Consider the following 16,337-nt stretch of genomic DNA (forward strand, 5'->3'; position numbering starts at 1 on the left):
CGTTACTCTCCGGGCGGCGAATCGGCCAACACTCGGTGCGCCAATTCGCCCGTGCGGTAGAAGTTGAAGGCCTTGTTCACCTTCTCCGGGGAGCCGGCGACCACGAGCGTGTCACCGGGGAAGACCTTGAAGTCGTCGGCCGGTGCGGGGTTCGCAGACTCGCCGCGCACCACTGCGACCACCGCGAGGCCGACGACGCCGTGGGTGGCGAGGTTGCCGAGCTGCTGTCCGGCGATGTGGTCGTCGTAGTCCACGGTGAACCAGTCGATCGAGAGGCCCGGGATCTGGTCGAGCTTGTCCAGCCCCTCGGTGATGCGCGTGCCGCCGAGCAGTTCGGCGAGCGTGTGCGCCTCGTCTTCGCTGAGGCGCAGCGAGACCTTGCTGGCATCCGATCCGTCTTCCTCATCGGCGAAGGTGATGAGATCGCTGTGACCGGAACGGTGGGTGATGACGCCGGCCTTGCCGCCGTCGGCGGTCACAAAGGTGTGGAGAACACCCACTCCGGGGAGTTTGACGCGTCGAACATCGACCATTGTGCTGACCCTTTCGCCGACCCGAAAACCAGAAGTCAGTCTACCGCGGCTCCCCTTGACGCCTCCCGGGGAGCCGCCACTCTCGCCGAGAGCTGTATCCGGCGGGATGAGCCACATCACGAGCACTCATCCCGCCGAAAACGGCTCGCGTTCGAGGGAGACTTCGTTCTCACAGTCCGCCCGGACTTCTTCCTCACAGTCCGCGCGGATGCGCGACCTTCAACAGAATTCAGTGGTGAGACCCCGTGGGAAAAGCACGACGGTCACACTTCTCCTCATGACTAGTCCGGCACTGTACCTGGCACGCGAAGCGGAGCGACTCGGGTCCGGGCGTGACCTGCGGCGTCTGACGCAGCAGGGTGTGCTGACAAGGGTGGCCACCGGCGTGTACATGGACTCCGCGACTTGGCGCGGCATGGACTTGAATGAGCGCTACCGAACCGTTGTGCGATCTGCGGCACTGGTGTCCGACCCTGGAGCCCAGTTCTCCCACGATTCCGCTGCCGCGCTGTATCGCCTTCCGAATGTCGGGGCGTGGCCCCAAAAGGCACACCAGCTGACGGCGCCCTCCCCCGGAGGCACCTCCCGCAAGAGTATTCGTCGCCACGGTCTCGGGCTGGATGAAGAACCTAGGGTTATCGACGGGGTCACCGTCACGTCGCTGCAGCGAACGATCATCGACATGTCCTCGACCACGCCGTTCGTGCGTGCTGTGACCATGTCCGATGCCGCTTTCCGCGAGCCTCGGTCGGGCGAATTCCGCTACGGGCTTGGCGTGCCCGCAGTGAATAAGCTGTCGCTGTTGGAAAGCCTTGACTCGCTGCTGCCGTATCCGGGATCAACGCGGGCTCGCCTCGCGATCAATTTCGCCGACGGGAAGTCGGGCTCTCCGGGGGAGTCCTTTTCGCGAGTTCAATTCCATGCGCTCGGGCTGCCCCCGCCCGAGTTGCAGGTCGAGATTGTCGATGAAGCCGGATCGATCGGTTTCGTGGACTTCTACTGGCGCCATCTCGGACTGGTTTGCGAGTACGACGGCCTCTCGAAATACGGGGTGAATCGTCAGTTCCAGCGTGACATCTCTGTCGAGCAGGTGTTGTGGCAGGAGAAGGTGCGCGAAGACAGGATGCGGCGCGTGGTGGGCGGATTCGTGCGGCTGACTGCCGAACTAGTGCGCGATCGCCGTGTGCTTGCCGAGTACCTTCTGCCATTCGGCCTTGTTCCCCAGCGATGAGCCGGATTCGGCCATATGAGCCGCCAGAGATCGGGGCATCCTGCCGGATCCGGCTCGGCGTGAAGGCACTCCGCTGTACTGCTCCGGTTCACCGGAGCGGCACGCGGTGGGCCTACTTGCTCGAGATGATGTCCGGGGCTTCGAGCCGCACGCGGTCTGCGGACTCGTCGTCGGGCTCGAGCTGGCTGTCCCGCTCCGCCTGAACGCGCTTGAGGTAGTTGTTGGTCTCCCCCTCCACCTTCGCGGCGTCCCAGCCGAGCACGTCGCCCATGAGCTTCGCCGCGACCGGGGCGGCGGATATGCCGCGGTCCCAAGCCTCGATCGAGATGCGTGTGCGGCGCGCCAGCACGTCCTCGAGGTGCAGCGCGCCCTCATGGGTCGCCGCGTAGACCACCTCGGCCTCGATGTAGTCGTCCGCGCCGGGCAGCGGGGTGTTGAGCGAGGGCGTCTCGCGGATGAGGTCGAGCAGCTCATCCGTCATCACGCCGTAGCGGTTGAGCAGGTGCTCGATGCGCACCTTGTGCACGCCGAACGCCCGGGCGATCTTCGCCCGCTTGTTCCAGGCCGCCTGGTAGCCCTCCGCACCGAGCAGGGCGATGTCCTGGGTGACGCTCTTCGGCACGTTCGCGTCGAGAGCTGCGGCGGCGGCGTCGATCGCATCCTTCGCCATGATGCGGTAGGTCGTCCATTTGCCGCCGGCGACCACCACGAGGCCGGGAACGCTGTGCGCGACGATGTGCTCGCGCGAGAGCTTGGATGTCTGGTCCGACTCACCGGCGAGCAGCGGGCGCAGCCCGGCGTAGACGCCCTCCACGTCGTCGCGGGTGAGCTTCACCGCGAGCACATCGTTGACATGCTCGAGGATGTAGTCGATGTCGGCCGCCGTCGCTGCCGGGTGCGACTTGTCGAGGTGCCAGTCGGTGTCAGTGGTGCCGATCAGCCAGTGGCGACCCCACGGGATCACGAAGAGCACGCTCTTCTCGGTGCGCAGCAGCAGACCCATGCTGGACTGGAAGCGGTCACGTGGCACGACCAGGTGCACGCCCTTGGAGGCCCGCACCTTGAACTGGCCGCGCTCGCCCACCATCGACTGGGTGTCATCCGTCCACACCCCGGTCGCGTTGACGACCTGCTTGGCCCGGATCTCGAACTTCTCGCCGGTCTCGAGGTCGTGGGCGTTCACTCCGACGACGCGCTCGCCGACCTTGATGAATCCCTCGACGCGCACCCGGCTGGCAACATGCGCGCCATAGAAGGATGCTGTGCGGGCGAGGCTCGCGACGTAGCGGGCGTCATCCACTTGGGCGTCGTAGTAGGTGATGCCGCCAACGAGCGCATCGTTGGCGAGGCTCGGGATGGAACGCATCACCTGCGTCTTGGAGAGGTGGCGGTGATGGGGCACCCCGGGCGGACGGCCCCCGGTGTAGCTGAAGATGTCATAGAGCAGCATGCCGGCGCCGATGTAGACGCGCTCGATAACGCGCTTCTTCAACGGGTAGAGGAACCGTACCGGCTTGACGAGGTGCGGGGCGAGGCGCTGAAGCAGCAGGCCGCGCTCGATAAGTGCTTCGCGCACCAGTCGGAAGTCCAGCTGTTCGAGGTAGCGGATGCCGCCATGCACAAGTTTCGAAGACCGGCTCGAGGTGCCGCTCGCCCAGTCCCGTGCCTCGACCATTCCGACGCTCAGCCCGCGGGTCACGGCGTCGAGGGCACTGCCCGTTCCAACGATCCCGCCACCCACGACCAGGATGTCGAGCTCTTTCTCTGTGAGCGCCCTGATGGCATCGGCGCGCTCCTCCGGTCCCAGTTTCGATGAGCGGGTAACCGTCTTGAGCCTGGCCATCTCTGCCTCCGTCAGTCGTTCGTATGCGCAACTACTTCATTTTTGATAGGGGGCGACCACCACTTCGACCCGCTGGAATTCCTTGAGGTCGGAGTATCCGGTCGTCGCCATCGATCGACGCAGAGCGCCGACGAGGTTCACGGTGCCATCCGCAACTGTGGATGGGCCGAAAAGGATCTGTTCGAGCGGTGCGACCTGGCCGACTTCGACCCGATTGCCCCGCGGGAACTCGCTGTGGTGGGCCTCGGCGCCCCAGTGCCAGCCGCCTCCCGGTGCCTCGGTCGCGCGCGCGAGCGTCGAGCCGAGCATGACGGCATCCGCACCGACGGAGAATGCCTTGGCGATGTCGCCGGACGTGCCGAGGCCGCCGTCGGCGATCACGTGGACGTAGCGACCGCCGGACTCGTCCATGTAGTCGCGACGCGCGCCGGCGACATCCGCTACCGCGGTGGCCATGGGCGCGTGGATGCCGAGGCTCGCCCGCGTCGTCGACGCCGCTCCTCCGCCGAAGCCGACGAGCACGCCCGCAGCACCCGTGCGCATGAGGTGCAGCGCGGGCGTGTACCCGGAGGCTCCGCCGACGATTACCGGCACATCCAGTTCGTAGATGAACTTCTTGAGGTTGAGGGGCTCCTGGTTCTTGGAGACATGCTCGGCGCTCACGGTCGTGCCGCGGATCACGAACAGGTCGACGCCGGCCTCGACGACGGTCTTGTAGAGCTCCTGGGTGCGCTGCGGCGAGAGCGCCGCGGCGACGGTGACTCCGGATGCCCGGATCTCAGCGAGCCGTGAGATCACGAGCTCGGGCTTGATCGGCTCGGCGTAGATCACCTGCATCCGGCGGATAGCGTCGGCGGCCGGCAGGGCCCGGATCTCCGCGAACAGGGGCTCGGGGTCGTCATACCGTGTCCAGAGTCCCTCGAGGTCGAGCACTCCGAGGCCGCCGAGCTTGCCCATGAGGATCGCCGTGGCGGGGGAAACGACCGAATCCATCGGGGCCGCGATGAACGGGATGGAGAACTGGTAGGCGTCGATCCCCCAGTTGACTGCGACATCCTGGGGGTCTCGAGTGCGTCGATTCGGCACGATGGCGATGTCGTCAAAGGCATACACCCGGCGAGCGCGCTTAGCGCGGCCGATTTCTACGTCACTCACGGGTCCAACCCTACCCGGGGTGCGCCGCGGGGGTAGTCCGTGGCGGCGTGGGTTGGCGAGCGGGTGCGGCCGTCGGCCCCTAGGGGCGTCGCGGCGGGGGGCCCGCGCGGCCCCCTGCGGGTCTCGCCGAGCGGGGAGCACCCGCACGCCAGCCTCCGGATGAGCGCCCGTCACCACGAAGCCGGGCGTCCGCGGACAGTCCGGGCTGGCACGCCGGCCCGGACTGTCCGCGGAGGCCCGAGTTGCGGCATCTACCGGCACGCCAACCGCCCTCGCCACGCCCGGGCCCGCCACGCGTCCGCGGATCGCAACTAAGCGCCGTTGCGCCTCGTCGGCAGACCGGCCTCGCGAAGCAGGGTGAACAGGGATCGCGGCGCCATCGTGTCCGCCCAGAGCCACCGCGCCACCGAAGGACCGAGCGCACGAAGCCGGTCCTCGCGCCTCTTCTCGGCCACGACGATGTCGCTGATGGACAGAGTGGTGCCGAAGGCTCCCCTCGTATATTTGAGAAGCCCGTCGAATTCCCCGATCAGCCGGAACATCGGCCACCAGAAGTCCGTGTATCCGATGAGCCCGAGCCTGTCATCGAATCGCTGCTGAAGCACCGGAGCAGGGAATCCGAGCTCGTGGATGAGCGCCCGGCTCAATGACTCCCCCGGCGAACCGGAGAGATAGTCGCCGAACTGGATCGCTCGGCTGACGCGCCGATGACCGCGCGATATCTCCAGAGCAGTCACAGCATCGCAGAGATCCTCGATGGTGATGCTCGGCTTCGGCGAATCGACAGTGCCGGGTCGGATCGCCCAATCCACTGCAACTACGGCCGCGGGAAACGGGAGGACGCGGGCGAGATCGATGACAGTCCGTCGCAGGCTGGTCACCGGAACCCCGCCAAGGAGCTCGATGTCTCCCTCGAGATCGCGGGTCGCGTGTCGACGGAACGACCCTTCGGTCCGGCTTCCCGATGATTCGCTGGCGAGCACATCGACGAGCCTGGGGAGCGGACCGATCAGCGGGACGCCCCATACGACCGCCGCCGAGCGATGGCTGAGAGTCGGATGCGTGCGGCTGGCACCCGTCGCGGCGATGACCTGATGCCGATACTGCTCGGTTCGATCGAGGCTGCGCCACACCGTCGAAGGCAGGTAGGCACCGCGATGGATGCGCACCACATCCCCGCGAAGGGCCGCCCGTCGGAATGGTCGACCATCGAGATCGAACTGGCGAAGCTCGGAGACGTAGGTGATGTCACGGATGGGAGCGATGTTCTGCATGCGCTGAACGATGCCGCACCGGGCTGGCGCCAGGGGCGCCGCAGGCCCTTCATCCTCGAACTCGTCGCGACGCCAAGGATGGGGAGGAGGAGTCCCCCCAGGACCGGCCGACCCAACTCGACCCGCACTCCGGGCGAATACGGACAGTCGGGGCCGGCGCGCCCGCCCGCAATGTCCGCATACGCCCGCCCGGGCCACCGGCCAGCGGCCACCCGCCAGCGGCCCGCGGGTCGACTCCGCAGCAACCGCCGCACACGCCGCCAGCTGCAACCCGCGCGCGAGTTCGCGCCGCCCCCGCGCTACCGGGAGTAGTTCGGCGCTTCGACCGTCATCTGGATGTCGTGCGGGTGCGATTCCTTGAGCCCGGCGGCCGTGATCCGCACGAACTTGCCCTTGGCCTTGAGCTCCGGGATCGTGCGAGCCCCCGTGTAGAACATCGACTGCCGCAAGCCACCGAGCAGTTGGTACGCCACGGCCGAGAGCGGTCCGCGGTAGGGCACCTGGCCCTCGATGCCCTCGGGGATGAGCTTGTCGTCGGAAGGCACATCGGCCTGGAAATAGCGATCCTTGGAGTACGACGTCTTCTCGCCACGGCTCTGGAGCGCCCCGAGGGATCCCATTCCGCGGTACTTCTTGAATTGCTTGCCGTTCACGAAGACCAGGTCGCCCGGGCTCTCGTCGCAGCCCGCGAGGAGCGATCCGAGCATCACGGTGTCCGCGCCCGCCACGAGCGCCTTCGCGATGTCGCCCGAGTACTGGAGGCCGCCATCCGCGATCACCGGGATGCCGGTCTCACGGGCCGCGAGGGACGCCTCGTACACCGCGGTCACCTGGGGCACTCCGACGCCGGCCACCACACGAGTGGTGCAGATCGAGCCGGGACCGACACCCACCTTGATGGCATCCGCACCGGCATCCACGAGCGCCTGTGCGCCTCCACGGGTCGCGACGTTGCCGCCGATGATGTCCACGTTGCGTGCGACCGGATCGCTCTTGAGGCGACGGATGATGTCGATCACTCCGGCACTGTCGCCATTGGCGGTGTCGACGACGAGGGCGTCCACGCCGGCGTCGATGAGCAGCATCGCGCGCTCCCAGGCATCGCCGAAGAAGCCGATCGCAGCCCCGACGCGCAGTCGGCCATTCTCGTCTTTCGTTGCCTGCGGATACTTTTCCGACTTGTCGAAGTCCTTGACGGTGATGAGGCCGCGCAGGCGCCCTGCGGCGTCGATGAGGGGCAGCTTCTCGATCTTGTGCTGCGCGAAGATAGCGATCGCGTCGTCCGGGTCGATGCCCTCTGGCGCGGTGATGAGGGGCGTGCGGGTCATCACGTCACGCACGAAGGTCGTGGCCTTCTCGAACGGCGAGACGAAGCGCATGTCGCGGTTGGTGATGATTCCCACCAGAGTTCCATCGCCCTCGACGACTGGAAGCCCGGAGACGCGGAACTGTCCGCAGAGCGCATCCACCTCGGCGACTGTGGCGTCCGGGGTGGTGGTGACGGGGTTGGTGATCATGCCGGACTCGCTGCGCTTCACCCGATCCACCTGCTCGGCCTGGTCGGTGAGGGAGAGGTTGCGATGCAGCACACCGAATCCGCCCTGGCGGGCGATGGCGATGGCCATGCGGGACTCGGTGACCGTGTCCATCGCCGAAGAGAGCAATGGAGCCGCCACGGTGATGCGACGGCTGAGGCGCGCGGTGGTATCCGCCTCGCTCGGGATCACGTCGGTGTGCCCCGGCAGCAGCATCACGTCGTCGTAGGTGAGTCCGATGAATCCGAAGGGATCCGGCTGATCCATTAAAGTCCTCATTTTCGCGCATGTGGTTAGTGAAGATAACCGGGCTACGACGATGGATTCCGGTATCCAATGTTAACTGGTTAGCCCTTACGCTATTCCCCCGCCATAATTAGCCAACCAGAGATTGTGCCCTCCATGAAACACGGGGGACACAATCCGCCAGTAACGTCAACGACGACGTACGCCAGAAAGGCCCGGGAACCCCTTTGTCCCGGCTGGCGCACGTCTTGGAGGTTTCGTGACACTCGTACGAAGTGCCCGCCCACAGCGAACGCGCTGGCTCATCGGCATTGCTGCCATGCTGCTCGCTATATTCGCTCTCTCGACCAGTCCGGCGCTCGTGACCGCGGCTCATGCGGCCACCACGCCCCCGGTCGATCCAACTACAGCGAAACAGTCGATGCAGATCTGGATCCGCCTCGAATCGGATAAGACCGGCGTTCCGAATGTGAACGTGAGTGTCACCGGGAAGGGCGGATTCGACGAGACCGTCGTGACCGGGGCGGACGGCAAGGTGCTCGTCGGGTTCGCAAAGTCCGGCACCTACACCGTGACCGTGGACGAGAAATCTTTGCCGGCCGGCGCTGGTTTCCCCAATCTCAACCCGAGAAAGGTGGATGTCTTCGCCCAGGGCATAGAGGTTCCCGCCTACTTCCTCGTCTCCCCCTCGAACCCCGCAATCGGCAGCACGCCGGCACCCGGGCCGAGCGACGGCATCTCCAACGAGACGAGTGCCCAGTTCTGGAGCGTCTTCTGGTCGAAGGTCGTGACCGGACTCATCTTCGGGTTGCTGCTCGCGCTCGCCGCGATCGGACTCTCCCTGATCTACGGGACCACCGGGCTCAACAACTTCGCCCACGGTGAGCTCGTCACGTTCGGCGCCCTCATGGCCTATACCTTCAGCGGAATTCTGCACTGGCCGGCCTGGATCGCGATCATCATCGCTGTCGTACTCGGCGGGGCCTTCGGCTGGGTGCAGAACGCCGGCCTGTGGGCACCGTTGCGGAAGCGCAACCTCGGGCTCATCCCGTTGATGATCGTGACGATCGGTCTCTCGCTGGCCCTCCGCTATATCTTCGTGTTCTTCTGGGGCGCCGACCGGCTCACCCTCCCGAACTCGACGAAGCCGTTCCTGGTGATCGGGGCGATCAGCCTCAAGTTCACGGATGTCGCGGGAGCGGTCGTAGCGATCGTGCTCCTGCTTGCGGTTGCCTACGTGCTGCTCCGCACCAAGATCGGCAAGGCCACCCGCGCAGTGGCTGACAACCGGTCGCTCGCCGCCGCATCCGGCATCGATGTGGAGGGCGTCATCCGCACAGTCTGGATCGGCGGGGCCGCCCTCGCCGCCCTCTCCGGCGTATTCGTCGGGTACTACCAATCCCTGCGGTGGGACACGGGGGCATCGATCCTGCTTCTGATCTTCGCCGCCGTCACGCTCGGTGGCCTTGGTACCGCGTTCGGAGCCCTCATCGGCTCGATCGTGATCGGTGTCTTCATCAACGTGTCGACAGTCTGGCTTCCGGAGAACCTGAAGTACGTGGCCGCGCTTGTGGTCATGATCCTCATCCTCCTCTTCCGCCCACAGGGCATTCTCGGTCGACGAGACCGCATCGGTTAAGGGAGCGAATACACATGGACTACAACTTCATCCCCCTCTCGTTCGGCGAACTGTTCTCGCCGACCACCGCGGCCTACGCCCTGGCGACGATCGGCCTGGCCGTGCACTTCGGCTTCACCGGGCTACTCAACTTCGGCCAGGCCGGCTTCATGGCCATCGGTGGCTATGCCTTCGCCATCACTTCGGTGAAGTGGCACTGGCCGCTCTACGGGTCGGTGCTCGCCACTATCGTGGCGGCGACGATCTTCGCGCTCATCCTCGGAATCCCCACACTGAGACTCAGGGCGGACTATCTGAGTATCGTGACGATCGCCGCCGCAGAAATCATCCGACTATCGGTGAAGACACCGGAATTCTCGAGCGTCACCGGCGGGTCTGAGGGCATTAACGGCTCGGCCATCACCTTCAACGCCACCAATCCACTTCCCGAGGGCAGGTTCGGCTTCGGGGTGCTCACCTATTCCTCCGACCAGTGGTGGGTGCGAATAGTCGGCTGGGGACTCGTCGCGCTTGCCGCCCTTCTCGTGTTCCTGCTCATCCGCAGCCCCTGGGGACGCGTGATCCGCGGAATCCGTGAAGACGAGGATGCCGTGCGCAGCCTCGGTAAGAACGTCTACTCCTACAAGATGCAGGCCCTCGTGCTCGGTGGCGTGTTCGGTGGACTGGCCGGTGCGCTCTTCATCCTTCCGCGGTCGCTGCAGCCCGATAACTACGGCACGCAACTCACCTTCTTCCTCTACACGATCCTGCTGCTCGGAGGAGCGGCGACGGTCTTCGGACCCATCATCGGGTCGATCATCTTCTGGGTGACGCTGTCGCTCTCAGATGGTCTGCTCAGCCTCGGGGTGAATGCTCATGTCATTCCGATCTCCTCGATCCAGCAGGGTCCGATCCGCTTCGTCATCGTCGGTGTCGCGCTCATGATCCTGGTGATCTTCCGACCACAGGGTATTTTCGGCAAGAAGAAGGATGCACAGTTCAGTGTCTAATCGAACTCCCACCGCAGAACTCGTTGCCGGCCCCGCGGTGCCCGGCGTAGCCAAGATCGACCCGATCCTCATCGCCGACAAGGTGAGCCGCCATTTCGGGGGTCTCATGGCCGTCGAGGTGGACCACCTCGAGATCCCGCGGGGCGCCATCACCGCCCTCATCGGACCGAACGGTGCCGGCAAGACCACCTTCTTCAACCTGCTCACCGGATTCGACAAGCCGAACACCGGAACCTGGAACTTCGGCGGCAAGAACCTCGCCCGCATGCCTGCGTTCCGCGTCTCGCGGCTCGGGATGGTGCGCACGTTCCAGTTGACCAAGGCTCTCGGCCGGCTCACGGTGCTCGAGAACATGCTTCTGGGGGCGAAGGAGCAGGGCGGCGAGAACCTCTTCGTCGCACTTATCCGCCCGTTCTGGCGCAAGCGCGAGGATGCCATCACCGAACGTGCGATGGCGCTGCTGGCGAAGTTCAAGCTCGACACCAAGTCGGAGGACTACGCGGCCAGCCTCTCCGGTGGCCAGCGCAAGCTGCTCGAGATGGCGCGCGCGCTCATGAGCGAGCCGGAGATGGTGATGCTCGACGAACCGATGGCCGGGGTCAACCCCGCGCTGACGCAGTCGCTGCTCCACCACATCCAGGACCTGAAGGCCGAGGGGATGACCGTGCTGTTCGTGGAGCACGACATGCACATGGTCAACGAGATCGCGGACTGGGTGGTCGTGATGGCCGAGGGACGCATCGTCGCCGAAGGCCCTCCGGGCGTCGTGATGAACGACCAGGCCGTGATCGACGCCTACCTCGGCGCCCACCACGACACCGACCTCGGCACGCTCACCGGCCAGATGGAGATCGCGGAGGGCATGGAGTCGTCCCTCGTCAAGGACGAGATCGAGTCCGACCTCGCCGCGGAACAATCTCCGACGGCGGATGCAGCTCCAACCGATGCCGCCACAACCGACGCGAAGGCGGAAGACAAATGAGCGAGATCGTGCTCGAGACCACCGACCTGGTTGCCGGCTACCTGCCCGGCGTCAACATCCTCAATGGATGCAACGTCTACGTTGGCAAGGGCGAACTCGTCGGCATCATCGGCCCGAACGGCGCCGGCAAGTCGACGCTCCTCAAGGCGATCTTCGGCCAGGTGAACATCCGCAGCGGAAGCGTCGTGCTCAAGGGTGACAACATCACTGGGCTCAAGGCCGACAAGCTCGTGTCCAAAGGCGTCGGAATGGTGCCGCAAAACAACAACGTCTTCCCGAGCCTCACGATCGAAGAGAACCTGCAGATGGGCATCTACCAGGAGCCCAAGATGTACAAGCCGCGACTCGACTTCGTGACGAGCCTCTTCCCGGAGCTGGGTAAGCGCCTCAAGCAGCGCGCCGGATCGCTCTCCGGCGGTGAGCGCCAGATGGTGGCGATGTCCCGGGCGCTCATGATGGAGCCCAGTGTCCTGCTGCTCGACGAGCCGAGCGCGGGGCTCTCCCCGGTGCGCCAGGACGAGACCTTCATCAACGTCGCCGCGATCAACCGCGCCGGCGTCTCCATCATGATCGTGGAGCAGAACGCTCGTCGGGCCCTTCAGATCTGCAACCGCGGGTACGTGCTCGACCAGGGAACGGATGCCTACACCGGCACCGGCCGCGACCTCATGAAGGACCCGAAGGTGATCGAGCTCTACCTCGGCACCCTCGCCGCCGACCAGGAGAAGTCGAAGGCGGCCAGCTAGGACTGTTTTACGGGCGCGGGCGGACGGTGTCCGCCCGCGCTTTCGTGTCTGCGCCAGCGCCCGCCAGGCGCTTCTGGCAAGGTCTCGCGGATGCGTTCGGGCGGCGGGCCGAGCCACCGGCGATCTCCCGTCCGTTCTCCCATCACCGAGATACCACCTTCCGTAGCGACAACGGGGCAAGAACAGCCATAGAGAACTCGGGGTCGTGGTGGGTTCGGAAGCCACCGGACAGATCGACTCGGGAACAGATCGACTCGGGAGTTGTCGCGGGGTGGCGGCACCTTTAAGCCGCGACAACTCCCGCGTCGATGTGCGGCCGTCACCAGCAGCGAGCAGGTCAGCGCGGCCGCCGCACACGCACGAAGGGGCCCGACCTTGCGGCCGGACCCCTTTGCGCTTCGTCTGGTGGCAGTTACAGCTTGCCGTAGACCTGCTGCTCGAACGCGTTGGTGTTGCCCGTCGCGTACTTGTAGATCGAGACGTACGCCTCGGTCGGGTCACCGTTCTTGTCGAACGTGATCGGACCGGAGAGACCGTCGTAGTTGATGTCCTTCTTGTCCGCGATCAGCTTGGCGCAGTCGGAGTACGACGTGCACTTGGTGCCCTTCTCGGAGACCGACTGCAGGTTCGCCTTGATCGTCGCGCCATCAGTCGCGCCACCCTGGAGGGCGGCGAGAGCGGAAAGCACGACGGCGTCGTAGGTCTCTGCTGCATAGCTGAAGACACCGAGCTCGGACGCCCCCTGCTTCTTGACGAGAGTCTGGAGGTCGGCCTGGAACTTCTTGGTCGCCTCGACACCCGGGTTGGTGAACTGCGCGCCGGCGATGTCGACGTTGGTGTCCTTCGCTCCGATGACTCCGTAGTTGCCGTCCGTACCGTAGAACTTCTTGAAGTCGAAGCCCTTCGCCGCGAGCTGCTCCGCGATCGTCTTGATCTCGTCGAACGAGATCACCACGAGCGCGTCGGGGCTGGTCGCGAGCAGCGAGGTGATCGCGCTGTTGAAGTCGGTGGATGCCGGCTCGAAGATCTCTTCGCCCGCGATGGTCGCGCCACCCGCGGTGAGGGCCTTCTTCACGTTGGACTCGAGGCCGGTTCCGTACGCGTCGTTCATGTACAGGATGGCGACCTTGGTGGCGCCGTCCTTCAGGATCTTGTTCCCGAGGATGCGACCCTGGAGCACGTCGGACGGAGCGGTGCGCCAGTAGTAGCCGTCATCGGCGTAGTTGGTGAAGTCCGGTGAGGTGTTCGCACCGGAGATCTGCACGACGCCGGCCTGGGTGACCTGGTCGATGAAGGTCTTCGAGACTCCCGACGACGCGGCGCCGATGATGACCGAGACGCCATCTGCGAGAAGCGCGGTCGCCGACTGGGTCGCGATGTCGGTGGTGGTGTCGCCCGAGTCCTTGTGGGTGACGGAGATCTTCAGCCCGGCCTTGGCCGCATTGATGTCCTGCACTGCGAGGTCGGCCCCGGCGATCTCGGGCGGGCCGAGAACCGCGAGGGTTCCGGTCTGCGGAAGAATGGTGCCGATTTTGAGGCTCAGGTCCTTGCTGCCAGAGGTGGTGCTGCCCGTGGATGCGCAGGCGCTGAGAAGAAGCGCGCTGACACCGAGGATCGCGATACCACTGATGGTGGACTTGAGAGCCCGTGAGCGGGAGGCCTTAGCCTTCGCGAAAACGCTCATGATGCTCCTTGCGTTGAGTTGTGATGAGGACGTGACAATACGGGGTACTGCACTGTTATCGAAGGTATTGCCCCGAAGGTCTGGAAACAATACGTGCGTGTTACAGCCACGTAACACGGTCTAATCGTTACTTTTCGTTACGTTGAGATCGTTCTCCGGTCGAAATGCTCCGTTTCGGCCACGGCGCACGCTTCGGTCGCCCTCCGGGACCTCAGCCGGCGATGATCTCGCCCACCCGGGCGAAGCGTCCTGCCGCGTTGTAGCGGTAGAGCCCGAAGTGCGCGGGACTAGTGTCACCCGCGGCATCGAAATTGGTGGCTCCCGAGATTCCGTCGTAGTCGATGTCGGACGACGTCTTCAGCACGTCGAGACACTCGCGAAAGGTCGTGCACTCGATGCCTCCGGTCGAGACCTCCCGCAGTGTTGCGGCGATCGCAGCGCCGTCAGCATCCCTCGCGACCGCTGCGGCAAGGCCGGCGAGGATCGTGGCGTCGTAAGCCTCTTCCGCGTAGGTCAGGTCGGTGACGGTCGGAGCGATCGCCGCCACGCGGGCGGCGAAGGCGGCCGTCGGCGTGGCTCCCTCGAGGAGTCCGTTGACGTTCGTCAGCGTTCCGATGGGGAGCGCCTGCGAGTAGTCGGCGGTGTTCTGTCCGGTGAGCCAGAGCCGTGCGCCGCCCAGGCCGGCAGCGGTGAGCTGGGTGATCATGCTCTTGTTCTGTTCCATTGCGCTGAACGGGCTCACGAACACCACGTCGTCCGGCTTCGCCGCCTTCACAGCAGCGACGATCGGCGCCGGATCCTTCGTGGCTGCGGTGATCTTCTGCACGCCGACCAGGCCACCGGATGCCCCGAGTGCGGCGCGCATCGTGCCGAGTACCGCCCGGCCCATGTCGTCGTCGAAGTAGACGATCGCGATGCGGGCCGTGCCCCCGCCGATGGTCTTGGCAAGGGCGTCTCCCTCCAACGCGGCGGACCCGATGGTGCGAAAGAAGAAGCCCTGCGATGCCTGCGTGGCCAGGCGCACCGAGGTCGCGGCCGGCGAGATCATCGGCAGCTTCGCCGCGACGATATTCGGGAGCACCCGCTCGGCCAGGACCGATGAGGACGGCCCGATGAGCACATCCGCCTTCGCGGTCACGAGGTCGGCGATGGACGCTTCGATCGTTCCGGTCGTCACGTCACCCGAGTCGCGGGCCAGGATCTCCACGGGCTTGCCAAGCACCCCCCCGTCGTCGTTGATCTCCTTCACGGCGACCGCGACCCCGGCGGCTTGCGCGCCCCCGAGGTAGGACTGTGCGCCAGTACTGGGGAAGAGGGTGCCGATGCGCAGAACACCGTCACCGGCGGGCGGCACTGTCGCGGTCGCGGTCGGCGCCGGCGTGACAGGCGTCGGCGCGGGGGTCGAACACGACACGAGAGCGAGGCTGAAGAGCACTCCCGCGACGACAGCCGGAAGCGTTCGGGAGCGCGACATGGAGGTCCTTCGGGTCGATCGGGTATTCCGAACCTTACAGTTCGGTCACTCGGGCACCGGCGAGGCGCGACGGACGCGACGCCCGGAGAGGAAGACATCCACCGAGAGGATCGCGAGCGCAACCCACACGAGGCTGAAGCCGATCCAGCGCGCGGGCGGCATGTTCTCGCCGAGCACGAACGCGCCGACGATGAACTGGAGCACCGGAGCGAGGTACTGGATGAGGCCGAGATAGACCAGAGGGAGGCGCCGTGCTGCGGCGGCGAAGAGCAGCAGCGGAACGGCGGTCACGACCCCGGCGCTCACCAGCAGCAGCGTGTGGGCGAGGCTCACCGTGCCGAAAGTGAGGCCGGCGCTCGTGCCGACAACGGCCAGCTGCACGATCGCGACGGGCGTGAGCCACGCCGTTTCGAGGGTGAGGCCGCCAACGGCATCCACGGCGGGTCCCACCCACTTCTTGATGAGGCCGTAGAGCCCGAAGGAGAAGGCGAGAACGAGGGAGATCCAGGGCAGGGCGCCGTAGTTGAAGGCGAGCACCACCACCGCGACGAAACTCGTGCCGACGGCGATCCACTGGGCGATCCGCAGCCGTTCGCGAAGGAAGATCACTCCGAGCAGAACGGTGACGATGGGATTGATGAAGTAGCCGAGCGATGCCTCGATCACCTTGCCCTCGAGGGTTGCGAAGACATAGACCTGCCAGTTCACGTAGATGAAGGCCGCGGCGAGGCCCATCGTGAAGACGATGCGCGGCTGTCGCAGGAGGGCGACCAGCGCTCGCCACTGGCGTGTGACGGTGATGATGATGGCGCAGAACACCAGCGAGAAGAGGATGCGCAGCGCGACGATCTCGAACGCACCCGCAGGCTGGAGCAACAGGAAATAGAGCGGCAGGACGCCCCAGAGTGCGTAGGCCGCGACGGCCATCGCCACACCCGATCGCTCTGTGGACTGTTCGGGTGTTCTGCTGCTGGACATCATGGGGATGTTACGGCACTTGCGGCAG

Annotated in this window: 13 protein-coding genes; 5 read left to right on the plus strand and 8 right to left on the minus strand. The window is 65.5% G+C overall.

The genetic code is table 11. The features are described 5' to 3' along the window. Positions 1–2: 2 nt before the first annotated feature. Positions 3–533, minus strand: coding sequence for a cation:proton antiporter regulatory subunit (locus ACVXZ4_RS15990; protein ID WP_461795791.1), 531 nt, complete (start codon positions 531–533; stop codon positions 3–5). Between the two features lie 373 nt (positions 534–906). Here ACVXZ4_RS15990 and ACVXZ4_RS15995 point away from each other — a divergent pair, with 373 nt between their 5' ends. Further along, the gene (locus ACVXZ4_RS15995; RefSeq protein ID WP_461795792.1) at positions 907–1,764 is read left to right on the plus strand and encodes a hypothetical protein; all 858 of its coding nucleotides are present in this window, start codon (positions 907–909) and stop codon (positions 1,762–1,764) included. A gap of 112 nt (positions 1,765–1,876) precedes the next feature. On the opposite strand, the gene ACVXZ4_RS16000 is transcribed toward ACVXZ4_RS15995, so the two are convergent. From ACVXZ4_RS16000 to guaB, 4 genes are all read right to left on the minus strand, one after another. Then, positions 1,877–3,607 carry a glycerol-3-phosphate dehydrogenase/oxidase gene (locus tag ACVXZ4_RS16000; RefSeq protein WP_461795793.1) on the minus strand — a complete coding sequence of 577 codons (1,731 nt, stop codon included), beginning with the start codon at positions 3,605–3,607 and terminating at the stop codon, positions 1,877–1,879. 36 nt (positions 3,608–3,643) lie between these two features. Then, positions 3,644–4,762 carry a GuaB3 family IMP dehydrogenase-related protein gene (locus ACVXZ4_RS16005; RefSeq protein WP_461795794.1) on the minus strand — a complete coding sequence of 373 codons (1,119 nt, stop codon included), beginning with the start codon at positions 4,760–4,762 and terminating at the stop codon, positions 3,644–3,646. A gap of 311 nt (positions 4,763–5,073) precedes the next feature. Beyond that, positions 5,074–6,036: a hypothetical protein gene (locus ACVXZ4_RS16010; RefSeq protein ID WP_461795795.1), complete on the minus strand. Its 963-nt coding sequence runs from the start codon at positions 6,034–6,036 to the stop codon at positions 5,074–5,076. A gap of 299 nt (positions 6,037–6,335) precedes the next feature. Further along, positions 6,336–7,838: an IMP dehydrogenase gene (gene guaB, locus ACVXZ4_RS16015; protein ID WP_461795796.1), complete on the minus strand. Its 1,503-nt coding sequence runs from the start codon at positions 7,836–7,838 to the stop codon at positions 6,336–6,338. 298 nt (positions 7,839–8,136) lie between these two features. Here guaB and ACVXZ4_RS16020 point away from each other — a divergent pair, with 298 nt between their 5' ends. Genes ACVXZ4_RS16020 through ACVXZ4_RS16035 form a run of 4 tightly spaced genes read left to right on the plus strand, consistent with a single transcriptional unit; the run spans position 8,137 to position 12,173 of the window. Then, complete coding sequence (locus ACVXZ4_RS16020; RefSeq protein WP_461798012.1) at positions 8,137–9,456, plus strand: branched-chain amino acid ABC transporter permease; 1,320 nt, start codon at positions 8,137–8,139, stop codon at positions 9,454–9,456. A 14-nt stretch (positions 9,457–9,470) separates the two neighbouring features. Then, positions 9,471–10,445 carry a branched-chain amino acid ABC transporter permease gene (locus ACVXZ4_RS16025; protein WP_461795797.1) on the plus strand — a complete coding sequence of 325 codons (975 nt, stop codon included), beginning with the start codon at positions 9,471–9,473 and terminating at the stop codon, positions 10,443–10,445. Further along, positions 10,426–11,427 carry an ABC transporter ATP-binding protein gene (locus ACVXZ4_RS16030; protein WP_461795798.1) on the plus strand — a complete coding sequence of 334 codons (1,002 nt, stop codon included), beginning with the start codon at positions 10,426–10,428 and terminating at the stop codon, positions 11,425–11,427. Before ACVXZ4_RS16025 ends, ACVXZ4_RS16030 begins: the two co-directional genes overlap by 20 nt. Next, a complete protein-coding gene (locus tag ACVXZ4_RS16035; protein ID WP_461795799.1) occupies positions 11,424–12,173 on the plus strand; it encodes an ABC transporter ATP-binding protein in 750 nt (249 codons plus the stop codon). The genes ACVXZ4_RS16030 and ACVXZ4_RS16035 overlap by 4 nt, the downstream gene beginning before the upstream one ends. A 412-nt stretch (positions 12,174–12,585) precedes the next feature. On the opposite strand, the gene ACVXZ4_RS16040 is transcribed toward ACVXZ4_RS16035, so the two are convergent. The 3 genes from ACVXZ4_RS16040 to rarD form a co-directional block, all read right to left on the minus strand. Continuing rightward, the gene (locus tag ACVXZ4_RS16040) at positions 12,586–13,857 is read right to left on the minus strand and encodes an ABC transporter substrate-binding protein (protein WP_461795800.1); all 1,272 of its coding nucleotides are present in this window, start codon (positions 13,855–13,857) and stop codon (positions 12,586–12,588) included. A 211-nt stretch (positions 13,858–14,068) separates the two neighbouring features. Continuing rightward, positions 14,069–15,331: an ABC transporter substrate-binding protein gene (locus tag ACVXZ4_RS16045; RefSeq protein WP_461795801.1), complete on the minus strand. Its 1,263-nt coding sequence runs from the start codon at positions 15,329–15,331 to the stop codon at positions 14,069–14,071. A 45-nt stretch (positions 15,332–15,376) separates the two neighbouring features. Next, a complete protein-coding gene (gene rarD, locus ACVXZ4_RS16050) occupies positions 15,377–16,312 on the minus strand; it encodes an EamA family transporter RarD (RefSeq protein ID WP_461795802.1) in 936 nt (311 codons plus the stop codon). Between the last annotated feature and the right edge of the window lie 25 nt (positions 16,313–16,337).

Source organism: Lacisediminihabitans sp. FW035 (assembly GCF_054880895.1).